Raw genomic sequence first — 24562 nt, forward strand, 5'->3', positions numbered from 1 at the left:
CAGAATGCCAATTCCATTAAGGCTTTAGCGTTGATTTGATTTAGCTCGTGGCCCAGCTATGCCCTGACAATTTCTGTGGAAAAGGTTCTGGTCATGTCTTCATATGGCCCTTCCAGGGCGATCTGCGCGCTCGTCCACGAGCATAGCGCCGGTTTTCCTGCCGAAAAGCGGATTTTGACACCTCCGAGCCACATGCGTCGCGTAGCGCTTCCAAGACGGTCGAAAGCGGACTAAGGACGTGTCGTTTGCAAGAAGAGATTGGATCGCCCCTAGTTTACGATTATATATTGACCATTATCTCGCCATGGCGGAGATTGGGGCATTCAGGCATGACGTTTCAACGTGCGGATGTGTACAGGACGTTGCAACAGAATGGATCGGTTCGGAGAGCTATGCCAAAAATTATCGATGTTGAGCAGACGAGACTTCGTATTGCGAAGGCTGCATGTAAGGCAATAGCCCAGAAAGGTATTTCCAGCGTAACGATGATAGACATCGCCAACGCCGCCAACGTGACGACGGGAATGATCACTCATTATTTTGACGGAAAGGCAGACATAATCGCAGCTGCTATGCGAGTTCCGTTCCTTAATATGGAACGGAAGTTCGCGCGATTGCTTGATAAAGGTGAGACGGATCTTGCGACCCTGCTTGATGTCGCCATTCCAGCATCAACTTCTCAATTTGAAGACAGCGTAATCTGGGTCAATTTCTGGGGAGTAATTGCCACCGCACCTGAATTCCGTAAGCTCAATGTTGCACTACATCGCGAGGGCGGGAACATATATGCGCAGGTAATCCGCGTCAGCTGGCCAGAGAGTAAAGAATGGCCAGCGAAGGTTTTCGACAGCGCTCTTCGATCGATTGTAACATTCATCTTCGGCCTAACAGCGGGCGGCGTAACAAATCGCGCGGTCTGGACAGCGGCCGTTCAGCGCTCCCAATTGGAGGCACATTTGCGGCTGGTTCGCGACGCGGCGCGACAGCAGGCCCTGCAGCCTTACGCCGACGGCCACGCCTCGAGACCTGCAGCTGCGCTTGCTGGAGGATAATAAGCCGAGAGGGCTCATCATGCCTGCAGAATCTTGCGGTAGGAAAACCGTGGTCAGTGGCTCTGGCGATCTTCCGCTAGCTTCTTTTATACGCGCAGCGCTAGCCGAAGATGATCCTCGATTGAATTCGCTTCCGGCAATGGCGCGGCCCAATTCGGCGTTCGGTGTCCGATCGTGACACGCCGGGCGGGCGGGCACCGGCCATCGATTTGCGCTCGGGTAGCATTGCTGCCGGATCATTGACCAGAGCGCGGCATGTGCCGCCGTTCGCCGCTCCACGCAAAATGAAGCAGAAGTAATGGACTGCTGGATCCCTCTGAGTGATCGCTCGCGATCGCACTATCGGCGACCGACCAAGGCCGCTTTTCCCGAAGCTCATGTTGACTCTCATTATCTAATATGCATTATATCATAGGCACTTGAAAAAAGGCATGTCGCGCCAGAGGGCTGAGACCTAGCGCCCATGATGCTGACCATAGGCAGCGACGCAACATAGTTACAATTGAAGGTGGTTACGAATCCGATGGAGCTCAGTTCCAAATCAGACGGCCAACCGATCCTAGAGGTACGCAATCTCCGAAAGTCATTCGGTCCGCTCGAAGTTCTGAAGGGCATCGACCTTTCAGCCTTCAAAGGTGACATCCTTACGCTGATCGGCAGTTCCGGGTCCGGTAAGAGCACTCTGATCCGCTGCATCAACTTCCTTGAAGAGCCATCAGAAGGCGAGATAGTGCTGGATGGCGCCAGCTTTCCGGCCATTCCGAGCCGGCGCAGGACCCGCAAACAGAACGCCGATCTCGTCCTGCTCAGGCGCAAGGTTGGCATGGTCTTTCAATCCTTCAATCTCTGGCCGCATCGTAGCGCCCTCCAGAACGTGATGGAGGGTCCGCTTCAGGTGCTTGGCGTGCCCAAGAAGGAAGCGCTCGAACGGGCCCGAGCTTATCTTGATAAGGTGGGGCTGAGCGACCGAGGCGGTCACTACCCATCTCAACTCTCAGGCGGACAGCAGCAGCGCGTGGCGATTGCCAGAGCACTCGCGATGGAGCCGGAAATTCTTCTTTTCGATGAACCCACGTCAGCGCTCGACCCCGAGCTGGTCGGCGAGGTCCTTCGCGTCATGCAAGGTCTCGCTGTCGAAGGCAGAACAATGGTGATCGTAACACACGAGATGCAGTTCGCGCTCGAGGTGTCATCTGAGGTTATCTATCTTCTAGGGGGAAACATCGAGGAAAGAGGAAAGCCAGACGACGTATTTAGACGTCCAAAGTCGCCGGCTCTCACCTCCTTCTTAAAAAGATATAGACCACAATAATCCATGGCAAAATAGGGAACTGGCTATCATGATCAGCAGAGTCTCAACAATTCTACTATCGACTGTTTTATCCGCAATGGCAATGTCGCAGGCGCACTCGCAAGATACTATTAAGATCGGTATCGACGCGTCCTACAAGCCAAATGCTTGGGTTGCGCCCGACGGGGAGCTCACAGGTTTTGAAGTTGATCTCGCTAAGGCGGTTTGTGCGGAGATCAAGGAGAATTGCGAGATTTCCAATGTGCCTTGGGATGGCATCTGGACGGCTCTCGACACCGATACGATCGACATGGTAGGCACCACAGTGACCGTATCCAAAGCGCGTCTGGAGAAGTATGACGCGACACGTGTTATTTACAAAGTTGGGTACGCATTCCTGGTACCCGCCGACACGGATGTCTCTGGCGGCATTCCGGCCTTGAAGGGTAAGTCGATCGGCACGATCACCGGGACCCAGCCTTACTACGAATACATCAAGGCAATGCTCGGGGACGATACTGACATCCGGGGCTATGACAGTCCTGATGCTGCAGTGCTCGACCTGGATGCCGGCCGCATTGCAGCTTTTATGAACGACGACCAGCAGCTTCAATATCAGTTTATCAGCACTGGAAAGTATAAGCTCGTTGATAAACCGACTTACGACTCAAAGTTCGTCGGCGCAGGCCGTGCCTGGTTCTTCCGCAAGGGTTCAAAGGTCCTCGTAGACAAGTTCAACAAGGGTCTTGATGCCGTCATTGCCTCTGGCAAGCTGGACGAAATCGGAATGAAATATCTCAACGCGAAGTTCACAACTCCATGATCAATCTCAACAAGGTGGCGACGTGCGATGATTGAACTCGTTGCCCCCTACTTCAACTTTTGGCTTAAAGGCGCTGTGCTCACCTTTGGGCTAGCTGCTGTGTCCTTCCCTATCTGCATCGTCATCGGGCTTGTGGTAGCGTTTGCCAGCTTCTCGTCGGCCCGCACGATTTCGACAGCGGCGGCCGCGTTCGTTAATGTATTCCGCGGCCTGCCGGAGATAATCGTAATCTTCATTGTCTTCTACGGCTCCACGATTGTGCTTGCCGCTATAGGTAAGAGCGTTGGTTATCAGGTTGGGGGAATGAACCCCGTAGTTGCGGCGACGTTTGCGATGTCAGTTCAGTCAGGATCCTATGCGGCTGTCATCTTCAGGGATTGGATGAGCACACTTCCTAAAGGCTACACAGAGGCGGGCTATGCGATCGGAATGACCCGCTTCCAGATTCGCCGACGCATAGTCGTGCCGCTCATATTGCGCTCGGCCACCCCTGCCCTGGGCAACCTGTTTCTGGTCATGCTGAAGATCTCCGCGCTCTCGTCGCTCATCGGAGTTCAGGAGCTCAGCCGTTCCACGAGCATAATTGCTGGATCGACCCGCGAACCATTGTTTTGCTACCTGATCGCCGCGGCGATGTATCTTGCTATCTCTGCGGTGTCGGGCCTTATTCAACATGGCTTTGAGGCGGCCGTTGAAAGGTCCCGGTGATGCTAAATCTAGCAATATTGGAAACATCTGCATTCTGGTGGACTGTTCTCAATGGGCTGGTGACGACCTGCGCTCTAACTGTGCTGAGTATGATCTTTGGGTTCCTCCTGGGCGGTGCACTGGCGACGTTACACGAATATGGCAGCGTGCCCGTGCGCGTCGCCGCGAAGACGTATGTCTTCGTCTTTCGCGGCGTGCCGCTGCTCATCCTGCTATTTTTGGTCTACTATGGTATGCCAAGAATTGCATGGTTGCGCGGTGGACTGTTTTGGGATCTCGTGCTGAGTTCGCCTTTTCGAACGGGCGCATTTGTCCTTAGCATCAACAATGCCGCCTATCTTGCTGAGATTATCCGTGGGGGCCTCAAAATGGTTCCACGCGGACTGCTCGAGGCGGCCGTTGCTCTCGGAATGACCAGAAAGCGGGCATTCTTTCGCGTCCACGCTCCGCTCGCACTCAGGTCTATCCTGGGAAACTTGGGCAATGAAACTGTCGCAGTAGTCAAGGCATCTGCTATCACAAGTGCGATCACGGTCCATGACCTGATGGGGGGGCCCACGGTCTTCGGCAAAGTATATTTGGATCCCCTCACGCCTTTGCTGGTCGTTGCTGTTGTTTACATCCTGATAGTTCAAGTTATTGATCAACTTGTGAAGCGATTCCAGGCTCATTTGACAGTCGCAGGCATCGGCCACGTGCGGACCATATAATAACCGGGACTAGCGCGTGACATGCTTTTGGAAGCCTTGCCAGCGAAGGACCGCTAAGCGTTAAGAGTAGCATGCACATTATATATAAGACCGTTACATTTCCATGACGGTGAACAGCCGCCTGTCGACCATACGTCTTTACTCGCCTCACGAGATTGCTTGGAAGATGTGTCCGCAAGCGAATTTTAAATGGAATTGCTAGTACATTGCAACGATAACCGATGTTGTTGCGATGCTGAAATCGGGTTTCGCCGGTCCGAACCGTTGCCAAAATTCAGCGCTCAGTCCCGATCTGGTGGATGAGGTGTTGCTCCCTCTCCAGAACTTGGCTCGGCGGAGAGAACGATGAGAATTGTCACCGAACGAGATGCAGTTTGAGCTTGAGGTGTCTTCCGAGGTGGTCTTCGTCTCGACTGGCATATCGCAGCGAGGGCCGCAGCCTCCGAAATCCTCGGATCCATGAAGTCGGAAGCGCTTGCTTATGTGCTTCAAAGGTCCCGGTCCCGTTCAGCGCGAAGAAGAGGTGAGCTTGAACATGACATGCGACATCACTGTTCCATGCCCGACCGCGCCAAAGGCGAGGGAACAGCGCTCCCTTGCCACTGCGCTGGTCGTCGCCTCGGCAGCTTTCTTCGCCATGGCCGGCATCTTCACCAAGTCGATCTCGAGCGACCCTTGGACGATCGCCTGCTGGCGTGGCCTTGTGGGCGGTCTGCTGATCACTACTTACGCACTATGGCGCTCCGGCCGGCGCGGAGTGAGCCTCGCGATCGGCTGGCGCGGTTTGGCGATGGTTGCCGTCGCGTCCCTGTGCGCTCTGGCTTTCGTCGCCGCCTTCAAATACACTTATGTCGCCAATGTCGCGATCATCTACGCGACGGTCCCGCTGATTGCCGCCGCGCTTGAATGGATGATACTGCGGGTTCGCCCGCAAGTGGGCACCATCGCGGTGGCCTTCCTTAGTCTCGTCGGCGTCGGCATCATCGTGTCAGGAGGGCTCGGCGGAGGACATCTGGGCGGCGATCTTTTCGCAGTCTGCATGACCGTCGGCACTGCGCTCTACATGGTGATGATCCGGGCATTCCGCGACACGCCGGTCGTCTGGGTAGGCGCAATCTCTGGATATGTCCTCTTTGCCGCTGGCTGGCTGATCGTCGATCCGCTAACTGTCTCGGCTGCGGATGCGTGGCGCATGGTGGGCTTCGGCTTCACTTTTGCATGCGCAATGATCCTGTGGACGGAGGGCACGCGTCTTATTCCGGCATCCGAAGCCGGCGTGCTCGGATCAGCCGAAGTGCCGTTCGCCGTCCTTTTCGCCTGGATTTTTCTCGCGGAGTTGCCGCCGTTCGCGAGCATCGCCGGAGGCGCGGTCGTGATGGCTGCGGCCATTGTCCATGCCGTCCGCTCGCGCAAGGCATCGCGGACGGGCGATTAAAAGGAGCCTAGGCTTAGGCTAGGGCTCTGCCATCGCTCGCGCATGTCCGAGATCAACCTCCATGGGCGGACGCGGCTGCACCGGGTGTAGTCTGTACTTCGGCCCTGACTGAAAGGAAAACGTGGCCATCCGCGAAGGCAGCAGGTCAGGCAGCCTAATTTGCAAGGTGTTGCTGCGGGACGGTTCCAAACAATTGCCGGTCAGTAAAGGAACCTTCAGCTCGGCTGGGATGACATCCGATCACCTGCTCCCATAAACTCGCGCTCGCCCGAGGGTCGTCCCGCCTCGACCATAGCCGTCATCTGAATCTCAACGACAGCTCCACCCGGTAGCGAGATTACACTTATCGCCGCTCTCGTGCCTGCGCTGCCCGGGCCCAACTCTGCCGTCAGGTAGTCCGATGCAAAATGGCGTGAATGTCCGCTGAAGTCGCCGGTTGTTGCGATGAAGACGGTCAAAGCAAGTATGCCACTGATTTCCTCGTCACATGCAAGCAGACTGCGCGCGGCCGCGAGGGCGTTAGAGGCCGCAAGTTCGACGGCGTCTTTGAACTCCCCGATGGGACGTTCAGCCGTTATCGTGCCACTGTGGGCCATCACGCCCTGAGACCTCGGAGTCATTCCTGAGGTGAACACCAAATCACGATGGCGTTTCGCAACAAGGTAATTGCCATTCGCCACAAGCTTTTTGCAATTAGCTTCATTATCCATACGGGTGCTTCCTCGTACCAGGCATAAGTCGTCTACGGCGCTCGGAACCGATTCCGCTTCTAAAGCGCATTTTGCTCGAAGTTTTTCCGGCGGCTCGTGGGAGGCGATAATTGTATTCGCCATTAGCATCGCAATGGTCATCGGCCCCACGACGCCAGGCACAGGCGTTATCGTCGCTGCGACCTCGGCAACCTCTCTGAATGTGACGTCGCCGACCAGTCGTGTCTTGCCCTCGCCGCGCTCAGGTGCCGCGATGCGATTGCTGCCGACATCGATCACGGTTGCACCCTTCTTCACCCAGTTTGCCTTTGCCATTTCCGGCCGACCGACGTCCGCCACGAGAATATCGGCTTGGCGGCAGATTTCAGGAAGGTTTTTTGTACGCGAATGGGTGATCGTCACGGTCGCATTGGCATTCAGCAACAGCTGGGCCATCGGCTTGCCGAACAGGTGCGAGCGGCCGATGACGACGGCATTGAGACCAGACAGATCCTCGCCGTGAATGCGGCGGACGAAGGCCATGGCCCCAGCCGGCGTGCAGGGGACGAGGCCGGTCTTCAAGTCGCCGATCGCAAGCTTGCCGGCATTGACGGCGCTCAGGCCATCGACATCCTTTTCCGGCTGGATAGATTGGATGATCGCGTCGCTATCGAGATGCTTGGGCAGCGGCAATTGCACCAGGATGCCATGCAAGTCTGATCGGCATTCAACCTCCGCACCAGAGCAGCAAGATCCTCTTGTGTGGTCTCGGTCGGCAGCGTATGCTGCACCGACGTGAAACCGCACACCTTCGCAATGCGGCTCTTCGAGCCAACATAGGTGTGGCTCGCCGATCGTTGCCGACGATGATGACGGCCAAGCCGGTCTTGACGCCATTGTCCTTCTCCAGCGCCGCAGCCGCTACCTTCACCCAATCGATCACCGATGTCGCAACAGCTTTCCCGTCAATGATCACAGCGCTTGTCATCCCATGCGCTCCGAAGCGTAGCTGCCGGGGCTGGCGGGGAAAACGACTGTGCGATTGCCATTCAAGAAGACGCGATGGTGGATGTGCGCGTGGATTGAGCGCGCGAGCACCTGGCTCTCCACGTCGCGGCCGATCGAGACGTAGTCTTCTGCGCTTTGGGCGTGGTTGATGCGGACCGTGTCCTGTTCGATAATCGGGCCTTCGTCCAGATCAGTGGTGACGTAATGGGCGGTCGCCCCGATCAGTTTTACGCCGCGCTCATAGGCCTGCTTATATGGATTTGCGCCTTTGAAGCTCGGCAAGAACGAGTGATGGATATTGATGATCTTGCCGGACATCTTTCGGCACATGGCGTCGGACAGCACCTGCATGTAGCGTGCGAGTACCACGAGCTCGGTACCCGTCTGCTCCACAAGGTCCAAAAGCTGAGCCTCGGCTTGCGGCTTATTTACCTTCGTCACCTTGATATGGTGGAAGGGAATGTCGTGGTTCACCACGACCTTCTGGTAGTCAAAGTGGTTTGAGACGACCCCGACAATGTCGATCGGAAGCGCACCGATACGCCAACGGTAAAGGAGGTCGTTTAGGCAGTGCCCGAACCTAGATACCATCAAGAGCACTTTCATCCTTTGTGTATGAAGATGGAGCTCCGCCTCCATGCCAAGCTTCTCGGCAATTGGTTTGAAACCCTCGGTGAGCGCATCGGCTCCAATCCCCTCTTCTGAGACGAAAGAGACACGCATGAAAAAGCGCCCGGTACTAAGGTCATCGAACTGCGAGCTATCGACGATATTGCAGCCCATCTCGCATAGAAAACCCGAGATGGCTGCAACGATTCCTCTCGTAGACTGGCAGGTTGCGGTCAGGACGTACGTGGTCATAGGTAGCCTTTGCAAAGTTGAACGATATCGTCCGCTTTTTTGAAAAGCGGGCACACCAAAAGAGCAAGCTGATTATTGGGCTGACGCGAGCGGCCGTAAAAGACAGCAGAACTCAACTTGAGCCGCGTCAGCCGTTCATCAGATATGCGCGCCAGGTATCAAGATCGACATTCCCACCGGACACCACGGCCACCACCGTTTTGCCTTTCCACTTCTCTCGGTCCCGCAAAACCGCGGCAACGGCAGCAGCGCCGCCCGGTTCGGCAACAATTTTCAGGTCGTCTGCCAGGGTCCGCATCGCCGCAATCACGTCGGCCTCAGAGACCGCGTATCCCTCAGCAACCAGTTTCTTATTGATCGGGAAAGTCTTTTCACCAGGAATTTGGGTGACGATGGAGTCGCAAATCGAATCGTATCCCGGCTCGTTTCCAACGCGTTCGCCAGCGAGGAGGGATCGCCTGGTATCGTCGAAGTGTTCCGGTTCGGCAGTGCAGATCCTTGTGGCGGGAGAGAGGTCCGCCATCGCAGTCGCTATTCCCGCGATGAGCCCGCCGCCACCGACCGGGCATACGAGAGCGTCCGCGGATGTATTCAATTTTGCCAGTTGATGGGCGATCTCCAAACCAATCGTGCCTTGCCCTGACATCAACACGTAGTCGTCATATGGAGGGATCAGGGTTGCCCCCGTTTCGGCCGCTAGGTCTCGTGCGATCTTCGCCCGGTCTCCTGTCACGCGGTCGTAGGTAATGACTTTTGAGCCATACTCCGCTGTATTGCGCAACTTGACCGCCGGGGCATCCTCCGGCATGACGATTGTCGACGGAACGCCCATCTCGGTTGCCGCGGCCGCAACGCCTTGTGCATGGTTACCGGAGGAGAATGCTACAACACCAGCGGCTCGCTCCCCCTCGGTCAAGGACGCAATTTTTACGTAGGCTCCTCGTATCTTGAAAGAGCCCGTGCGCTGCAAACACTCGGCTTTGACAAGAAGACGGAACCCAATTTTTCGATTGAGGAGTTCGGATTCCAGCAAGGGCGTGACCCGGGCGACGCCAGCAAGCACTTGGGCAGCCTTGACGATCATGGAATATTCAAGCATGGTACTGCTTTCCTTAGAATTGCGTTGTAATTCGTCTTGGCACTTGCCGATCAGTTGGATCTGACGCCGACAGGAGTTGATCGCGTTCGGCCCGCCAAGTGGTGAGAACTGAGCTGCAGGCTTCCTCGAACAGCTGGATTTCGTCCGGGCTGTCACAATAGGACATCACCAAGCGAACCCCCTGACCGGCCCCTTTCAGGTTCCACGGCCGCAAGTGAATGCCCCTATCGCGGAGAGCCTCTGTGAGGCTCGTAGGCAGTATGGCAAACACTTCATTGATCTGCACGGGATGCACTACCTCGACATCCTCGAAATGTCTCAGGGCATTCACAATCCGGGCTGCATTCTGGTTCGCCTGCAACGCGTTCCGATGCCATAAATCCTCATCCAGGTAGCTCAGAAGCTGAGCCGACATGTAGCGCATCTTCGAGAACAGGTGGCCCGCTCGCTTATGCATGAACGCCAGCCTTGCAGCGATCTCAGGATCGAAGGTGATGATGGCCTCGGCGTTCATTGTTCCGTTCTTGGTGGTCCCGAAAGTCAGAATGTCGATGCCCGATTTCCAGGTTATCTTTGCAGGGCTCAGGCCGAGATGAACCATGGCATTTGCCAAGCGAGCGCCGTCGAGATGGACTTTCATCCCTGCCTTGTGAGCGATCGCGCTCAATTCCTGCACTTCGGCTGGCTCGTAGACGACTCCCGCCTCCGTCGCCTGAGTGAGACTGATCGCACTTGCGGCCATGTGGTGCACATTGCCGATCCCATGGTTTTGCAGGGCCTCCTTCAGAGTCTCTGCCGAAATCTTCTTATGTTCGCCGGGGAGCAAAGTCATTCGGCCACCCCCGCTGTAGAACTCGGGCGCGCCCGCCTCTGTCGTCACGATGTGTGCGGCCTCGTGGCAGAAGATGGTGCCGTAGGGGGGCGTTATGGCGCCAAGGGCAAGACCGTTTCCGGCGGTGCCCGTGGGCACCGCAAACACGAATGCCTCGCGCTCGAAGAAGTCGGAATAAGCGGGCTTTAATCTCGCGCTGAACTGGTCTGCGCCGTAGGCAGTCTCAACGCCGCTGTTACAGCTCAGCAGCGCCTTCATTACCTGTTCACAGACCGGAGCTCCGTTGTCCGAATTGAAGTGATACGTTGCTATTTTACTATCTCCCGGCTGCGACAAAGCCACCACCAAACTCGGCAGAGGCATCTTCCAGCACATCCCAGAGGTAATCGGCCGAGGCGAAATCCGTCAGCATGTGCAGCCCGTAGGGCCCCTCACCCATTTGACGGATCAAGACTGCACCGATCCGCGCAACAACCGTTTGCGCCACCTCTCCTGGTCCGAACGTGCCTTCACGCAGATCAACCCCGCAGATCTTCGCCATCATCTGAGAAACAGAGGTTCCCTCCAGATAGAGCCAGCTGTGGCTGTCAGCGCGAGGGAGCGGGTAGCCGATCCGCCCGGCTTCTAAGCTTTCCAAATTCCAGGCTGCCTCCAACTCGTCACAGACGCTTGAAGCACCACTTTTATCCAGGATGAGGTACTCCTCTTTCCCCAGGCGCGCGATCAACGTGCCGTCCGGAAGGACAACGGCCCTGTTGGGACGATCCGGGAGGATGCGGACCTTCGAAGTCAGCCACTCCGTCGTGCCTGCACCCTTGAAACCTGTCCGCCCGACCCCGGAAAGGTCACGGATGACGACGCCTTCATTATTTCGCACCGGGGCGGCGCCGTTAAACCGATGACCGAACGGGCTTTTTGCAACAGCGCCCATGTTCACATCTCCTGCCGCAGATTTTCGGAATCGTAGAAATGAGGAGAAACGACTTCGGCGTGGTGCTCGCTGCCGTCACTCGATCGCAGCGAAATCCGGCTTCCGAGGCTCGCATCGAGGCGGTCCGCATAGGCCAAACCGATGACCTTTTCGAGAGTGGGCGAATAAGCGATCGACGTAATGAACCCTACGATCGAACCTTTTTTCACCACGAGGTTGGATTCCTGAAGCCCGGAGGCCGGCATCCGATCAAGCGCAAAGCCGACGAGTTTTCGGCTCGACAATGTCTTGCTGCGAAGCTCGAGGCTGCGCTTTCCAATGAAGAAGGGCTTGGAGTTGGCGACGGCCCAACTCATGTCCAGCTCCTCAGGCGTCGTCATGCCGTCGGTGTCCTGACCGATGATGACGTGTCCCTTTTCGAGCCGCATCAGTCTCTGTGCTTCGAGACCGAAGGGCCGAATTCCAAGGGCTTGTCCCGCCCCCCATATCGCGCGCCAAAGGTCTGAGCCGAAGCGTGACGGAACGTGGATCTCGTAACCAAGTTCTCCGATGAAGCCGACGCGGAATACACGTGCGGGGATGCCCGCCACCCTTCCTTCCCGATAGGCAAGATACGGGAAGTCCTGGGACGACAGGGCAATGTCATCGGTCAGCTTTTCCAGAACGTTGCGGGCATTGGGGCCTGCCAGGTTAACGCCCGCATATGCGGCGGTGACGTTCGCGATATCCACGTCGAGGCGCCACTGGGCGTTCCACCACAACATGTTACGGTAAATGCGATCCACGCCCGTCGTGGTCGCCGTGACATAGAAGTATTGTTCTCCGCGACGGCATGCGACGCCGTCATCGATCACGGTGCCTGCTTCGTTCGTCATGAGGAGATAGCGTGTCTTGCCAACAGGAAGCTTCACGTAGGCAAAGGTGTACATCCGGTTCAGAAACTCTGCCGCATCAGGACCACGGATGTCCAGCCCGCCCAACGTCGACACGTCGATCATGCCGACATTGTTTCGGACATTCAGCGCCTCTTCGGCGATGAGCTTCTTGTCGTCCTGTCCGCGACCATAAAATGCTGGCCGCATCCAGTTGCCGGCCAGGAGCCACGATGCCCCCTTAGCCGCATGCTGCACATGCATCGGCGTTCGGCGCATCGGCGTGAACTTTCGTCCAGCCAAGGTCGCGATTTTCTCCGTGGTAACGGGAGGGCGAGCGGTCGTGACGCCAACCTCGCTGATGGTGCGCTTAGTCTCCTTCGCCACTATCATCGCTGTCGCCAAGGCGGCATGGCGGCCTTGGCTGGGACCCATACCCACCGTTGAAAAGCGCTTTACGAGTTCGAGTTCACGGTAACCGTCGGCAATGGCGTTTTTGATGTCTTTAACCTGAAGGTCTTCATCAAAGTCGATGAAGTCCATCCCCTTAGCATGCGGGAAGATCGGCCAGGGGTGATTTGGAGAACCTTGACCTTTTGTCGGAAGCGTGGGTCGAGCTTTGACGTCAAAACCGCAATCTAACGCAGCCATTGTGCCCTGCGCCGCACCATGAGCTATGCAATCTTCGAGGTCAAAAATTCCGTCGAGCGATCCGGCAAGCAGAACTCCTTGGCTCTGTCCGCCTATTGTGAAACGCGCAGCCGCGTCATCGTAAGCAAGCTTGCCACCCGCTTGCAGCGGCAACTGATAGGCGGGAACATACCCCACGGACATGCACACCAGGTCACAGTCGATCTTCCGACGCCTTTTGCCTGCAGCGCCGCTCGCATCAATCTCGGCAAGTTCCACGCCACGGACATGCACATGGCCCTTTTCCGGACGTGCCTCATAGATGCACCATCCGTCCAGCACCTCGACATTGCGATCCATCATCTGTGAACGCAGTGGTCCGCTGTGGCCAGTCCTACGGAGGTCACAGACCGCCGTCAGATCGACACCTGCATCAAGAAGATCAAGCGCGACACCGTAGGCGTCATCATTGGCGGCGAGTACTACCGCACGATTTCCCGGTTTTACGCCGAACAACCGAATGAGACGTTGAGCTGCCGTGCCCTGCATGATGCCCGGCAGATCATTGTTGCGAAACTGTGATGGCTGCTCGATCAGCCCAGTTGCGAAAATGACCTGTTTTGCGCGCAGCTTGTGGAGTCGATTTCCACGAATGACCGGCAGCCAGTTATCGGCATACCACGCATTGCAAATCGCGTCGGTCCAGATCTCGATGTTGCCGTTGCCGTTCGACTCGCCTACAAGATCGCGCTCGCTTGCCAATCGCGCATAGTTTAGCGCCCCACCTATCTGCGGGTTCTCGTCAACCAGCAATACAGATGCGCCTGCATCAGCCGCAGCGATCGCCGCCGCCATACCGGCAGGGCCTGCGCCGACGACGATCACGTCGTACCAGCCATAAGCCTTGTCGTAGTATCCTTCGGTGGGTTTCGTGACGTCGAGCTTACCCAGACCAGCTTTCGCCCGAAGGATGGGTTCCCAGACCCTTTCCCATATTCCTTTAGGTTTATAGAAGGTGCGATAGTAAAAGCCGACCGGCATAAAGCGCGAAAGCTTGTTCATGACGAACCCGCTATCCCTACGCGCCGAATTGCCAACATTCTGGGCCCGTACCCCCAGCCCGTCACAAATAGGGTGGCGATCCGCGAAGACGCTTACCTCGTTTCCAATTTGAACGAGTGTGTTTGCATCCTGAGCGGCCATTGTCAGGATACCCCGTGGCCGGTGATACTTGAAAGACCGCGACAATATCCATTCGTCGTTTGCGGCCAGTGCTGAGGCGATTGTATCCCCAGCGACGCCTTCAAACTCTCGTCCGTCGAACGTGAACTTGATTGTCGTCGATGCGTCGATAAGGAGCCCCTGTCGGCGTGTCCTGCTTTTCATGACGCTCCTCCAAAAGGTCCATCTGCCGGTACGGGGAATGTAGCCAGAATCTCGTCGGTGACTGTGTTGCGCTCCGCCAGGAACCAAAAGTTTGTCGGTGTATGGCACCACCACTCACGCACGACGCCCGCCGTGTTGTTGGACAGCCAGATGTAATCAGTCCACTCTTTGTCGTTCACGGCTGCTGGATCGGGTTGCCGATGCACCTCTCCGTGGCACTGGAATTCGGTTATGTTGCGTGGCCCGTTCAAAGGGCATGTCATCAACTTCACGTTCAGTTCCTCAATGGCTCGCGGCGGTAGCGCCCATTTCATTGACCAAATCGAAACGGTCGAACCGGTCCAGCTGAAATGGCCTGATCTCTTCAGGGATGCGGTTTTCCGAGATGGCCTTCGCCAAGAAGAATCCGCTAGCCGGCGTTGCCTTGAAGCCCCAGGTGCCCCAACCGGCGTCCAACCAGTAGTTGGAGAGCGGTCCTTGCCCCATGATCGGACTGTAGTCCGGTGTCATGTCGGTGATGCCCGCCCACTGTCGCAGGACCTTCAGTTCTCCAATGAACGGGAACATTTCCAAGGCCGAGGCAGCAAGAGCTTCTTTGATTTCAAGGGTCGAACGAGTGTTATAGAGTTCGTATGGGTCCGATCCGCCTCCGATGACAAGTTCGCCTCTGGCAGATTGCGAGATGTAGCAATGCAAGGCGGTTGAGGAGACCATCGGACCGAGGAACGGTTTGACAGGATGTGTCACCATTGCCTGAAGTGGATAGCTGCGGATCGGCAGCTTCAGCCCAGCCATTTTTGCGACGACGGAAGAGTAGCCTGCGACGCACTGCACCACGGTCCCTGCTGAAACATTGCCGCGATTAGTGCGAAGACGTGTCACCCTATTTCCGGCGACTTCCATCCCGAGGACTTCAGTGCTCTGATGAAGTTCGACTCCACGCTCACTCGCACGGATAGCGTAACCCCATACGACTGCGTCGTGACGCGCGATGGCTGCGTTCGGGTGCCAAAGACCGCAAAGAATCGGCATACCTTTGATATCGAGATTGAGTGAGGGCACCAAGCTTTTGATCTGCTGGCGATCGACAATCTCGTTTGCCTCGCCACAAAAGACGCCGGCGTCCGCGCGCAGACGAAGCGACCGCGAAACGCTATCCGAGTGGGACAACGTCAGCTGTCCCCGGCGGGAATACATCATGTTGTAATCCAGCTCGTTGGCGAGCGATTCATAAAGCCTTAGCGACTTCGCATAGAACCGGATCGACCGCTGATCCGTGTAGTTCGAGCGGATCACCGTGGTGTTGCGGGCCGTGTTGCCGCCTCCAAGATAACCCTTCTCGAGAATTGCTATCCTGGTGATCCCATTGTGCTTGGCCAAGTGGTAGGCCAATGAAGTTCCGTGGCCGCCACCTCCGATGATGACGACGTCGTAGTGCGATTGCAGATCGGGCGTGCGCGGTATCTCATCGCGTTCGGGATAGCGTCGTGAAAAGCCATATTTAAGAAGCGCAAACACCATGTCAAAGGTCTCTCTTGAGCAGCGCGGGCCGAAAATGGGCACTTTGCATGATCGCATCCGCAGTACGCGCGTACGGTCTTATGGTTAAGCGGGGCCACTAAGCCCGTGAGGATCGCTCACATCATGGCCGCGGTTTAGGGGCGGTTCGCCGCCCAGCAAGGTAGTGCTTCTTAACGCGGCGACATCGTCGTGACATCAGAACAGATAGTAGCAGCGGGCGCCCGCCCCGCCGCAGATCGCTACGTCACCCGCTTTTATTCAGCTCAAGAGTGGCCGGAATATCGACAAAAGGACAGGTGTAAGCGAAGTACATCTGAAACGAGGCATGCATAAATTTTCCTCTGCTTTGCGTGGGAGAATCCTCTCTGTTCCGACGTTTCGCAAGAAAGCGATTCTCAGGCTTTGACATGGCTTTCGTTATGAGCCAATAACGATTCATGATACCGCGCAGTTTGCCGCCCTTGATCTATCTGCAGGCGTTCGAGGCAGCTGGCCGCCATCTGAGCTTCACAGAAGCCGCCGTTGAACTGAATTGTACCCAGGCCGCAATTAGCCAGCGCATTCGCGCACTGGAACAATTTTTTGCGCGGCCTCTGTTTCACAGACTTCCAAGCGGGCTGAAGCTGACCGCCGTCGGCGAAGCGTATCTGCCCGGCGTAATCGAAGCGCTGGACCTGGCGGAAGCCGCGACGCAAGGTATTTACGGCCGCCCTGTGCCAAGGACAGTGACGCTGTCCGCACCGCTCAGCTTTGTCGTGCTTTGTCTATCCGCGCGATTGCCCCGCTTTAAAGCGCAAAATCCCGACACCGAACTTCGGCTCAATTCGACCATATGGACGGACCCAAACGTCGAACTTGCCGATCTCAACATCCAGGTCGTGGAGACGGTGCGGACCGACAAATCGATGCGGCGGCTGACGCGAGACCGGATGACAATGGTCTGCTCACCCTCACTGCTGCATGGCAAGACACCTGAGCAGGTCTTGGCCGAGGCGACCCCGCTGGTCATTCAAGGAAAGCATCAATTGTGGGATCGATGGGCCAAGGCCAAGAATTTCTGCGCCAGTTCGACTCAGCTCAAGGTTGACAACGCAGTGTGCGCACTTGAGCTAGCAGCACAGGGCGTGGGCATCACGGTAACCTTCACCGACTATTGTCAACCCTATCTGGATTCAGGTCGCCTGGTCGCGCCTTTCGGGCCTGCGGAAAAACTGTCGCTGTGCCATGTGTTGCGGGTTCAGTCGAGCAATCTGCGCTCCCCGGCCCAGCGTTTCCATGACTGGCTATTGCAGGAGTTCGCTGTCGAGAGTTCTTGAGCCAGATAGGGCAGCTCCGGTGTGAATCGGCGTGCAAAATTGACCCCATAAGCCGGGGAATCGGCGTCCAATTTTGACCCCCCTGATGCTTTGATTTGCGACCATCAGCTCGTCGTGGCGAGCGGATGGTGTGGGGATGAAGTCGGTGGATACGATTGCCCGGGTTCGGCGCGCCTTCCATGTGCAGGGATGGTCGCTCAAGCGGATTTGCCGCGAGCTGCATGTGTCGCGGAACACCGTCCGCAAGATTCTCAGATCCAATGAGACATCGTTCTCCTACGAACGCGAGCGGCAGCCCAAGCCGAAGATCGGTCCGTGGCAGGATCAGCTTGACGGGTTTTTGAATGGCAACCGTGGCAAGGCGGCGCGCGAGCAACTGACACTGATCCGGATTTACGAAGAGCTTTGCAGCCTCGGTTACGAGGGTGGCTATGACGCCGTCCGCCGCTACGCGAAGAGCTGGGCGAAGGCGCAGGGGTCGGCGATGGCGGACGCCTATGTGCCGCTGTTCTTCGCGCCGGGCGAGGCCTACCAGTTCGACTGGAGCCACGAGATCGTCCTGATCAACGGCGTGACGGTGACCGTGAAGGTCGCCCATGTCCGGCTCTGCCACAGCCGCATGATGTTCGTCAGGGCCTATCCGCGCGAGACGCAGGAGATGGTGTTCGACGCCCACGACCGGGCGTTCGCCTTCTTTGGGGGCGCCTGCATGCGCGGCATCTACGACAACATGAAGACGGCGGTGGAAACGATCTTCGTTGGCAAGGACCGCCAATACAATCGCCGCTTCCTGCAGATGTGCAGCCATTATCTTGTGCAGCCGGTCGCCTGCACGCCGGCCTCGGGCTGGGAGAAGGGTCAGGTCGAGAACCAGGTCGGGCTGGTGCGCGAGCGCTTCTTCACGCCGCGACTGCGCTTCAAGACCTATGAGGAATTGAACGCCTGGCTGCATGACAAGTGCGTCGCCTACGCCAAGGCGCATCGTCACGTCGAGCAACCGGAACGAACGATCTGGAATGTGTTCGAGGAGGAGCGTGGCAAGCTGGTTGAATACCGCGGTCCCTTCGACGGGTTCCATACGGTGCCGGCCTCGGTGTCGAAGACCTGCACGGTGCGCTTCGACAACAACAAATACTCGGTGCTGTCGACTGCGGTCGGCCGCCCGGTCGAGATCCATGCCTATGCCGGCAAGATCGTCATCCGCCAGGACGGCGTGGTCGTCGCCGAACATGCCCGCTCCTTCGGCCGCAATGAGACGATCTACGATCCCTGGCATTACATGCCGGTCCTTGCCCGCAAGCCCGGTGCACTGCGCAACGGTGCGCCCTTCCAGGGCTGGGTTCTGCCCTCGGCGATGGAGCGTATCCGACGCAAATTGAAGGCGGCGCATGACGGCGATCGTCAGATGGTGTCGATCCTGGCCACGGTGTTGACCGACGGCATTGATGCCGTGGAAGCCGCCTGCCAGGAGGCGCTCGATCAGAACGTCTGCTCCTGCGCCGTCATCATCAACATTCTGGCGCGGCGGCGCGACCCCGCGCCGGCCGTCACCATCCTCACCCCGGACGCGCTTCGCCTGCAGCATGAGCCGCAGGCCGACTGCGCCCGCTACGACGGCCTCAGGAGGGCAAGCTGATGGAACGCACGCAGGTTCTGGAACTGATGGGGACGCTGAAGCTCTATGGCATGCGCGGCGCCTATGACGAGGTCATGGCGACAGGCATCAAGCGCCAGCACGAGCCGCCGAGGATCGTCGGCGATCTGCTGTCGGCCGAGATCGCCGAGAAGCAGGCCCGCTCCATCAAATACCAGCTCACTGTCGCCAAGCTGCCGATCGCCAAGGACATCGATGAGTTCGACTTCGACGGCACGCCGGTCAACGAGGTGCTGGTCCGGGACCTTGCCAACGGCACCTTCGTCGCCGACCAGCGCAACGCCGTGCTCATCGGCGGCACCGGAACCGGCAAGTCGCATCTGGCAATCGCCATTGCCCGCGCCCTGATCCGCAACGGCTCACGTGGCCGCTTCTTCAACGTCGTCGATCTCGTCAACCGGCTCGAGACAGAGCACCGCGGCGGCAAGCAGGGCCGTATCGCCGATTACCTCACCCGGCTCGACTTCGTCGTGCTCGATGAACTCGGCTATCTCCCGTTCGCGCAAGCCGGCGGGCAATTGCTCTTCCACCTGATCAGCAGGCTCTACGAACGGACCTCGATCATCGTCACCACCAACCTGGCGTTCGGCGAATGGCCCGCCGTCTTCGGCGACGCCAAGATGACGACAGCGCTCCTCGACCGTCTCACCCATCATTGCGAGATCATCGAGACCGGAAACGAGTCCTGGCGCTTCAAGAACCGCGCCTGATCACCCCATCAGCTGCCAAGCGCAATCCGCGCTCGCCCGGGCTGCGCAACCCTGACCAGCTCCGCCCGGGCGAACGCTGACCGCCGCGCATTCCATAAGGGGGTCAAAATTGGACGCCGATCGGGGGTCAGTTTTGGAAGCCGTTTGACAGCTCCGGTGTCGCATCAGAGCTTTTGACACGCCGAATGGGACTTTCGAGGCGATTGCGGGTGAACTGATGCTGGAGATGGCCAGCCGGTCCGCCTCGTCCCGCGCCCCGATTGCCTGCGGCGAAGCAAACGTTATTCCATCAAAGCGCGGAGCGAGCAGCCGTAGTGCAAGAGGCAGACCTTCGCACATACCTACCCGGCTATCGCGTGACGCAGACCTCAAGCCGCCGCGTTCCTGGAAGGTGGGAAGCCAATCTCAAGAGCCCAGTTTCGGCAACGGGATGAAGAACCGATCGCTTTGCTCAACTGCGTATGCAGCCCGCAGGACAGTCTTCTCGTCAAAGTACCGACCAACCAATTGCATTGCGATCGGGACACCTTGTGTGTGCATCGCACATGGCATTGTCAGCGCCGGGTGGCCCGTCATGTTGAAGAATGTGGTGAACCGGGTTATCGCGTTCCCGATCGCCTCGTTGACGCCGTTTCGCGTGACTTTGACGGTGCCAACTTTCTGAGCAATTTCGGGTGTTGCGGGAGTGAGTATCAGATCGACTTCGCTGAAAAGACTATTTGTCTGCTGCCGGTAGATCTCGACGAACCGCTTTGCCCTAACGTAGTGCTCAGCCAAGATACACTGACCCAACGCCAACCCAGCCCGAAAATCTGCGCCATAAAGCTCGCCGCGCTCCTGCAAATAGGCCGAATGCGCACTCAGTGCCTCAGGCATCTGCACGGTGAGAGAGACTGTACGGCTATGTTCCATGTCCGGAAAAGTCACCGGCACCAGCTTTGCGCCGCAGGCCACCAAATGATCTTTCACGTGATCGAGAGCTTGGAGAATCTCCTCGTCGGTACGCTCGTAATAAAAGTTGCTCGGGATCCCAATGCGCAGGCCTGATATGTCCTGATCCAGCGCTTCAGCGTAGTTGTCGACGGGTCGATTGATTGAACTGGGGTCTCCAGGATCGTAGCCTGACACGATAGTCAGGAGATCAGCGCAATCAGCGATCGTCCGCGTCATCAACCCGACGTGATCCAGCGTCCAACAATAGGGCACCACTCCGTAAGTAGAGATCCGCCCGATCGTTGGCTTAAAACCGACAAGCCCGTTTAACGCGGCCGGCGCTCGGACGGAGCCCCCTGTGTCAGTTCCGAGTGCTGCCGGCACGAGACCAAATGCCACCGCAGCGGCTGAGCCACTTGATGAGCCGCCCGCAAGGCGCGTGGGGTCGTAGGCATTGACGGGTGTACCATACACCTCGTTTTCGCCAGTCGCGCCGTAGGCGAATTCATGCAGGTTCGTTTTACCGAGACTGATCGCGTGGGCTGACCGCAGCTTTGCAATGGCATGCGCGTCGGTCTTTGCAACGCGATCATGGAAGACCCGCGAGCCGGCGGACGTCAGGACACCTTTGACGTCGAACAAATCTTTGGAAGCATAAGGTATGCCAGCGAACGGGGAGCTGTCCAAATCATCGCGACAGATGCCCAACGCCTGTTCTCGTGCGGCATCGATCGTTGTCGTGATGAATGCTTTCGATCGCGCGTTATGCTGGTCGATCCTCTCTGCGAACGCATCTACAAGTTCGGCCGGAGTTATCTGGCCGCTGTGAAGCATTGACTTCAGACGCTTGACACTTTGAAAAGCGATGTTGTCAGTCATGCCTGTCTGCACCTTGAACGCTCATTGCGGGCGGCGTGGTTCCGAGGTCAATCCTCCTCAGCTGCTCAAGCTCATTCAGGAGATCTTGAAACCCGGTGATGATCCCCAGTCGGGGATCGACCAATTCGTTTATTTCCCCTTCTGACCAGCTGTGCGATGCCATTTGGGTGCATATGCCGGTTAGCGTAGCTTTCGTAAGTTTCTGCATGAGGCCCTCGGACAATGTTCGCTAAGTGCGTGCGCTTAACCATGGCCGTCAGCGCACGCCTACAGAAGTCAGCGCACGATCAGAGTTTCGGGCGTCTTATTTGTCAGGATCTCGCCGCCATCCTCAGTCACCATCACAGTGTTGGAAATGAAATAATCCACCACTTTGGTGTTGGTGAACCAGGAATGAGCATGAACGACCATTCCGACTTCGATCTTGCGGGTCGATTTGGGGAATAGGCTTGTCACCATTGAGCCGCCAGTCCAGCTCGGCGGGAAACCAATCCCTACCAGGTAGCCGCAATGGTGGCGATGGTAGTCGACCAGACCTGCACTCGCAGCCACTTCGTGCCAGGCATCGTAGGCATCCGCGGCTTTCGCGCCCGGGCGGAGCGCCTCGCAGATTGCCTTCATGCCGCGAATAGCAAGTTCCGCGGACTCTTCGACGCCTTTCGGCGCACTACCGACATAGACAAGCCTGCCCATGGGGGATTGGTATTTGCGGTAGGAAGCACAGGTTTCGAGGAACACGGCGTCGCCGTTGCGGAACACTTCTCCGCGCCAGGTCGTGTGCTCCTCACCTAGCCGGCTTGTCGGACGAATGAACGGGCCAAAACCAGGATACTCGCTGCCCTCAAGGATCATTTTGTTGTGGTAAGCCGCAGCTACCTCATAGTCCGATGCGCCGTCGCGCACCGCTTCGACAGCAGCCAAAGTGCCCAGATCGACCGCGTGGGCCGCTCTCCTTGTGTATTCCATCTCGAGCGGCGACTTAACCAGGCGGAGGTCGTCGAGAATTCCGGAGGCATCCACCCAGGTAACGCCGGTGCCGTCGTCTTGAATACGTTCGGCATGCCGGGGTGTGAGAAAAAGGCTGCGCTTCTCGATCCCGACGCGGGCGGCCGCAAGACCCAGATCCTTCATTGCCTGGTGGACATAGTCTGAAAGTTCTTCGTGATCCTTATGCCCGTAGAACCTCGCGTTCTCCACTTGATTCTCGACCGTTATTCGCTCCATGGCGCGACAGCTTAGCGCCATTTCCCCGCTTTGGTTCAGCACGAGCACATGCGCGGCGAAGAAGCCCCAATGATCGAGACCTGTCAGATAATAGATATTCTCGGGAACCGAAATGACGATTCCGTCGAGGTTGCTCTCCGCAAGCGCCTGACGCGCGTTCGCGACGCGGCGATTAAGCTCGTCCTTCGGAAAAGGAGATAGGTAGGTCATGGGCTTTCCCTGTTGCTGCAAACTGCTGCGTCACTGATAGGTATACCTTTCCTACCGCCGGGCCGCAAGTTTTGTAAGGAGATATTTTTGAGAATGCCAAAACGTGCGGCCTTTGCGAGGGCAAGCCGGGCCAGAACAAAGATTCCCTTGCCCCAATGAAGCGGCAGTGGTACACCATTAAGACGATTTTGCACTAACCTGAAAAGGGGAACCGATGAAAATGAAAAATCTCTTCGCTGCAATAGCCGCAACTGCCGCACTATTCGCTGGCGTGTCTCAAGCCTGCTCAGACGAGTTGACTGACCGTGCGGCCGCGGGGAAGCCAATCCGCGTTGGCTTTGCGCATGAAATCCCTTGGGCCTATCCGGGAGACAAGAACGAACCGCTTGGATTTGCAAACGCGCTAGCGCTCGGCGTGCTCAAATCTATGGGGTATACTAACATCGAGCCCGTCGTGACCGATTGGGGCGGTTTGATCCCAGGGCTCCAGGCAGGCCGCTTCGACATTATTACTGGTGGCATGTATATCACCGGCAACCGTTGCAAGAACGTCAGCTTTGCCGAGCCAATGGGCAAATTCGGAGACTCCTTCATTATCAAGAAAGGCAACCCGAAGGGAATCCAGACCTACCAGGACATCAAACAAAAGGATGCCGCTATGGTGACGGTTTCCGGCTTTGTGAACGTCGACGCTGCGCAGAAGGAGGGCGTTCCGGACAGCAAGATCATGCAGGTACCGAGCCTCACCGAAGTGCTGGCTGCCGTAAAAGCAGGCCGCGCGGACGCTGGAGCTGGTAACGATTTCGCAATGAAAGATCTCGCGGCCAGCGCGCCAGGCGAGATTGAGGTAACTAACTCAGCGGCCCTTCCTGCTTGGACGTTCAATTGGGTGGCGATTGCTTTCAAGAAAGAGGACAAGGATTTCCTGAAGGCATACAACGAGGCGCAAGCGAAGTATCTCGGTTCGCCGGAGATGTTTGAGGCAGTAGGAAAGTTTCAATACACAAAAGCTCAGCTCCCGGGTGACGTGAAAACCGAATGGGTATGTGCCAATCGGTAATTGCGAGACGTTGACGAGCTGCTTTGGGCGCAGCTCGTCAACATTGTTGAAGTGAGCTTCTATGACATATACCTCGTTCCTTGCCGATTATGGGAGCCGCTTCGTAGACGGTGCGCTGGTAACCGGCATTCAATTTATTTTCTCCTTGGCTCTTGCCACACTACTTGCACACCTCTTCGGTCTGATGTTGCTATCGTCGAATCAGGCCGTAAAGAGTGTCGCTGTGATCTACGTCGAATTTTTTCGCGGCACCTCTCTGCTGGTTCAGCTTTTTTGGCTCTTCTATGTGTTGCCCCTCTTTGGCATCAGTTTGGACAATTTTCTTACAGGGTTCCTGGCGGTCGGCCTCAATCTTGGCGCCTACGGCGCTGAACTCGTGAGGGGCGCCATACAGTCGGTCCCGCGTGGCCAGTGGGAAGGGTCTTATGCACTCTCAATGTCGCCGGCCAAACGCATGCGCAGAATCATCATCCCGCAGGCCGTCGCAACTATGCTGCCGGCCTGGGGGAATCTGGTGATCGAGCTGCTGAAAAGCACAGCGCTGGTCGCATTGATAGCCGTTCCTGATCTTATGTTCGAAGCGCGCCAGCTGAACAGCTCAACCTATCTCTCCACATGGACGTTCGGCACCGCGCTGGTCATCTACTATATCTTCGCGCGTTTTCTCATCACGCCTAGCATGCGCTGGCTCGAACGCATCATGGCGCGGCGGATGGGCAGGGCCTGAA

The 24562-nt window shown here is 57.2% G+C and carries 19 protein-coding genes and 2 pseudogenes; 11 read left to right on the forward strand and 10 right to left on the reverse strand.

All coding sequences use genetic code 11. From position 1 onward, the window contains the following. Positions 1-392 precede the first annotated feature (392 nt). The 6 genes from NKJ93_RS30420 (at position 393) to NKJ93_RS30445 (ending at position 6019) form a co-directional block, all read left to right on the forward strand. Complete coding sequence (locus NKJ93_RS30420; RefSeq protein WP_352592867.1) at positions 393-1052, forward strand: TetR family transcriptional regulator; 660 nt, start codon at positions 393-395, stop codon at positions 1050-1052. Positions 1053-1575: 523 nt separating this feature from the next. Beyond that, positions 1576-2364 carry an amino acid ABC transporter ATP-binding protein gene (locus tag NKJ93_RS30425; protein WP_352592869.1) on the forward strand — a complete coding sequence of 263 codons (789 nt, stop codon included), beginning with the start codon at positions 1576-1578 and terminating at the stop codon, positions 2362-2364. Positions 2365-2392: 28 nt separating this feature from the next. After that, positions 2393-3166, forward strand: coding sequence for a substrate-binding periplasmic protein (locus tag NKJ93_RS30430; RefSeq protein ID WP_352592872.1), 774 nt, complete (start codon positions 2393-2395; stop codon positions 3164-3166). 27 nt (positions 3167-3193) lie between these two features. After that, a complete protein-coding gene (locus NKJ93_RS30435) occupies positions 3194-3874 on the forward strand; it encodes an amino acid ABC transporter permease (protein ID WP_352592875.1) in 681 nt (226 codons plus the stop codon). Next, positions 3874-4584, forward strand: coding sequence for an ABC transporter permease subunit (locus NKJ93_RS30440; protein ID WP_352592878.1), 711 nt, complete (start codon positions 3874-3876; stop codon positions 4582-4584). Before NKJ93_RS30435 ends, NKJ93_RS30440 begins: the two co-directional genes overlap by 1 nt. A 535-nt stretch (positions 4585-5119) precedes the next feature. Further along, positions 5120-6019, forward strand: coding sequence for a DMT family transporter (locus tag NKJ93_RS30445; protein WP_352592881.1), 900 nt, complete (start codon positions 5120-5122; stop codon positions 6017-6019). Positions 6020-6825: 806 nt separating this feature from the next. On the opposite strand, the pseudogene folD reads toward NKJ93_RS30445, so the two are convergent. The 8 genes and pseudogenes from folD to NKJ93_RS30485 form a co-directional block, all read right to left on the reverse strand. Further along, positions 6826-7696 (reverse strand): annotated as a pseudogene (gene folD, locus NKJ93_RS30450) (bifunctional methylenetetrahydrofolate dehydrogenase/methenyltetrahydrofolate cyclohydrolase FolD); the annotation flags it as partial. After that, a complete protein-coding gene (purU, locus tag NKJ93_RS30455; RefSeq protein ID WP_352592884.1) occupies positions 7693-8577 on the reverse strand; it encodes a formyltetrahydrofolate deformylase in 885 nt (294 codons plus the stop codon). The pseudogene folD and the gene purU, both read right to left, overlap by 4 nt. Positions 8578-8704: 127 nt before the next feature. Further along, the gene (locus tag NKJ93_RS30460) at positions 8705-9676 is read right to left on the reverse strand and encodes a threonine/serine dehydratase family protein (RefSeq protein ID WP_352592886.1); all 972 of its coding nucleotides are present in this window, start codon (positions 9674-9676) and stop codon (positions 8705-8707) included. 13 nt (positions 9677-9689) lie between these two features. Then, a complete protein-coding gene (locus NKJ93_RS30465; protein WP_352592889.1) occupies positions 9690-10883 on the reverse strand; it encodes a threonine aldolase family protein in 1194 nt (397 codons plus the stop codon). Continuing rightward, complete coding sequence (locus NKJ93_RS30470) at positions 10825-11439, reverse strand: sarcosine oxidase subunit gamma family protein (RefSeq protein WP_352592891.1); 615 nt, start codon at positions 11437-11439, stop codon at positions 10825-10827. The genes NKJ93_RS30465 and NKJ93_RS30470 overlap by 59 nt, the downstream gene beginning before the upstream one ends. A gap of 2 nt (positions 11440-11441) precedes the next feature. After that, entirely contained in the window at positions 11442-14327 is a 2886-nt protein-coding gene (locus tag NKJ93_RS30475) for a 2Fe-2S iron-sulfur cluster-binding protein (protein WP_352592894.1), read from the reverse strand. Next, on the reverse strand, positions 14324-14641 hold the full coding sequence (locus NKJ93_RS30480; RefSeq protein ID WP_352592896.1) for a sarcosine oxidase subunit delta: 318 nt from the start codon (positions 14639-14641) through the stop codon (positions 14324-14326). The genes NKJ93_RS30475 and NKJ93_RS30480 overlap by 4 nt, the downstream gene beginning before the upstream one ends. Further along, the gene (locus NKJ93_RS30485; protein ID WP_352592899.1) at positions 14610-15848 is read right to left on the reverse strand and encodes an FAD-dependent oxidoreductase; all 1239 of its coding nucleotides are present in this window, start codon (positions 15846-15848) and stop codon (positions 14610-14612) included. The genes NKJ93_RS30480 and NKJ93_RS30485 overlap by 32 nt, the downstream gene beginning before the upstream one ends. Positions 15849-16309: 461 nt before the next feature. Here NKJ93_RS30485 and NKJ93_RS30490 point away from each other — a divergent pair, with 461 nt between their 5' ends. The 3 genes and pseudogenes from NKJ93_RS30490 (at position 16310) to istB (ending at position 19528) form a co-directional block, all read left to right on the forward strand. Further along, the gene (locus NKJ93_RS30490) at positions 16310-17164 is read left to right on the forward strand and encodes a LysR substrate-binding domain-containing protein (RefSeq protein ID WP_352592902.1); all 855 of its coding nucleotides are present in this window, start codon (positions 16310-16312) and stop codon (positions 17162-17164) included. A 136-nt stretch (positions 17165-17300) separates the two neighbouring features. Beyond that, positions 17301-18867: pseudogene (gene istA, locus NKJ93_RS30495) on the forward strand (IS21 family transposase). Continuing rightward, a complete protein-coding gene (gene istB / locus NKJ93_RS30500) occupies positions 18800-19528 on the forward strand; it encodes an IS21-like element helper ATPase IstB (protein WP_027038551.1) in 729 nt (242 codons plus the stop codon). The pseudogene istA and the gene istB overlap by 68 nt, the downstream one beginning before the upstream one ends. A 405-nt stretch (positions 19529-19933) precedes the next feature. Here the strand turns inward: istB and NKJ93_RS30505 are convergent, their stop codons facing one another. Next, positions 19934-21340 (reverse strand): amidase, encoded by a 1407-nt coding sequence (locus NKJ93_RS30505; protein ID WP_352592905.1) that lies wholly within the window; start codon positions 21338-21340, stop codon positions 19934-19936. 276 nt (positions 21341-21616) lie between these two features. After that, positions 21617-22774, reverse strand: a complete 1158-nt coding sequence (locus tag NKJ93_RS30510) for a M24 family metallopeptidase (protein ID WP_352592908.1) — start codon at positions 22772-22774, stop codon at positions 21617-21619. A 220-nt stretch (positions 22775-22994) separates the two neighbouring features. Between NKJ93_RS30510 and ehuB the strand changes: the two genes are divergently transcribed. Continuing rightward, on the forward strand, positions 22995-23834 hold the full coding sequence (ehuB, locus tag NKJ93_RS30515; RefSeq protein ID WP_352592911.1) for an ectoine/hydroxyectoine ABC transporter substrate-binding protein EhuB: 840 nt from the start codon (positions 22995-22997) through the stop codon (positions 23832-23834). A gap of 61 nt (positions 23835-23895) precedes the next feature. Then, positions 23896-24561, forward strand: coding sequence for an ectoine/hydroxyectoine ABC transporter permease subunit EhuC (gene ehuC, locus NKJ93_RS30520; protein ID WP_352592913.1), 666 nt, complete (start codon positions 23896-23898; stop codon positions 24559-24561). Position 24562: the final 1 nt, after the last annotated feature.

This window comes from Mesorhizobium sp. M0028 (assembly GCF_040323855.1).
In the GTDB taxonomy this organism is placed as follows: Bacteria; Pseudomonadota; Alphaproteobacteria; order Rhizobiales; family Rhizobiaceae; genus Mesorhizobium.

What these genes read in the sequence shown, in the direction of transcription:
- NKJ93_RS30420 (WP_352592867.1), top strand. Translation starts at nt 393, where the DNA reads ATGCCAAAAATTATCGATGTTGAGCAGACGAGACTTCGTATTGCGAAG.
- NKJ93_RS30425 (WP_352592869.1), top strand. Translation starts at nt 1,576, where the DNA reads ATGGAGCTCAGTTCCAAATCAGACGGCCAACCGATCCTAGAGGTACGC.
- NKJ93_RS30430 (WP_352592872.1), top strand. Translation starts at nt 2,393, where the DNA reads ATGATCAGCAGAGTCTCAACAATTCTACTATCGACTGTTTTATCCGCA.
- NKJ93_RS30435 (WP_352592875.1), top strand. Translation starts at nt 3,194, where the DNA reads ATGATTGAACTCGTTGCCCCCTACTTCAACTTTTGGCTTAAAGGCGCT.
- NKJ93_RS30440 (WP_352592878.1), top strand. Translation starts at nt 3,874, where the DNA reads ATGCTAAATCTAGCAATATTGGAAACATCTGCATTCTGGTGGACTGTT.
- NKJ93_RS30445 (WP_352592881.1), top strand. Translation starts at nt 5,120, where the DNA reads ATGACATGCGACATCACTGTTCCATGCCCGACCGCGCCAAAGGCGAGG.
- purU (WP_352592884.1), bottom strand. Translation starts at nt 8,577, where the DNA reads ATGACCACGTACGTCCTGACCGCAACCTGCCAGTCTACGAGAGGAATC.
- NKJ93_RS30460 (WP_352592886.1), bottom strand. Translation starts at nt 9,676, where the DNA reads ATGCTTGAATATTCCATGATCGTCAAGGCTGCCCAAGTGCTTGCTGGC.
- NKJ93_RS30465 (WP_352592889.1), bottom strand. Translation starts at nt 10,883, where the DNA reads ATGTGCTGGAAGATGCCTCTGCCGAGTTTGGTGGTGGCTTTGTCGCAG.
- NKJ93_RS30470 (WP_352592891.1), bottom strand. Translation starts at nt 11,439, where the DNA reads ATGGGCGCTGTTGCAAAAAGCCCGTTCGGTCATCGGTTTAACGGCGCC.
- NKJ93_RS30475 (WP_352592894.1), bottom strand. Translation starts at nt 14,327, where the DNA reads ATGAAAAGCAGGACACGCCGACAGGGGCTCCTTATCGACGCATCGACG.
- NKJ93_RS30480 (WP_352592896.1), bottom strand. Translation starts at nt 14,641, where the DNA reads ATGAAATGGGCGCTACCGCCGCGAGCCATTGAGGAACTGAACGTGAAG.
- NKJ93_RS30485 (WP_352592899.1), bottom strand. Translation starts at nt 15,848, where the DNA reads ATGGTGTTTGCGCTTCTTAAATATGGCTTTTCACGACGCTATCCCGAA.
- istB (WP_027038551.1), top strand. Translation starts at nt 18,800, where the DNA reads ATGGAACGCACGCAGGTTCTGGAACTGATGGGGACGCTGAAGCTCTAT.
- NKJ93_RS30505 (WP_352592905.1), bottom strand. Translation starts at nt 21,340, where the DNA reads ATGACTGACAACATCGCTTTTCAAAGTGTCAAGCGTCTGAAGTCAATG.
- NKJ93_RS30510 (WP_352592908.1), bottom strand. Translation starts at nt 22,774, where the DNA reads ATGACCTACCTATCTCCTTTTCCGAAGGACGAGCTTAATCGCCGCGTC.
- ehuB (WP_352592911.1), top strand. Translation starts at nt 22,995, where the DNA reads ATGAAAAATCTCTTCGCTGCAATAGCCGCAACTGCCGCACTATTCGCT.
- ehuC (WP_352592913.1), top strand. Translation starts at nt 23,896, where the DNA reads ATGACATATACCTCGTTCCTTGCCGATTATGGGAGCCGCTTCGTAGAC.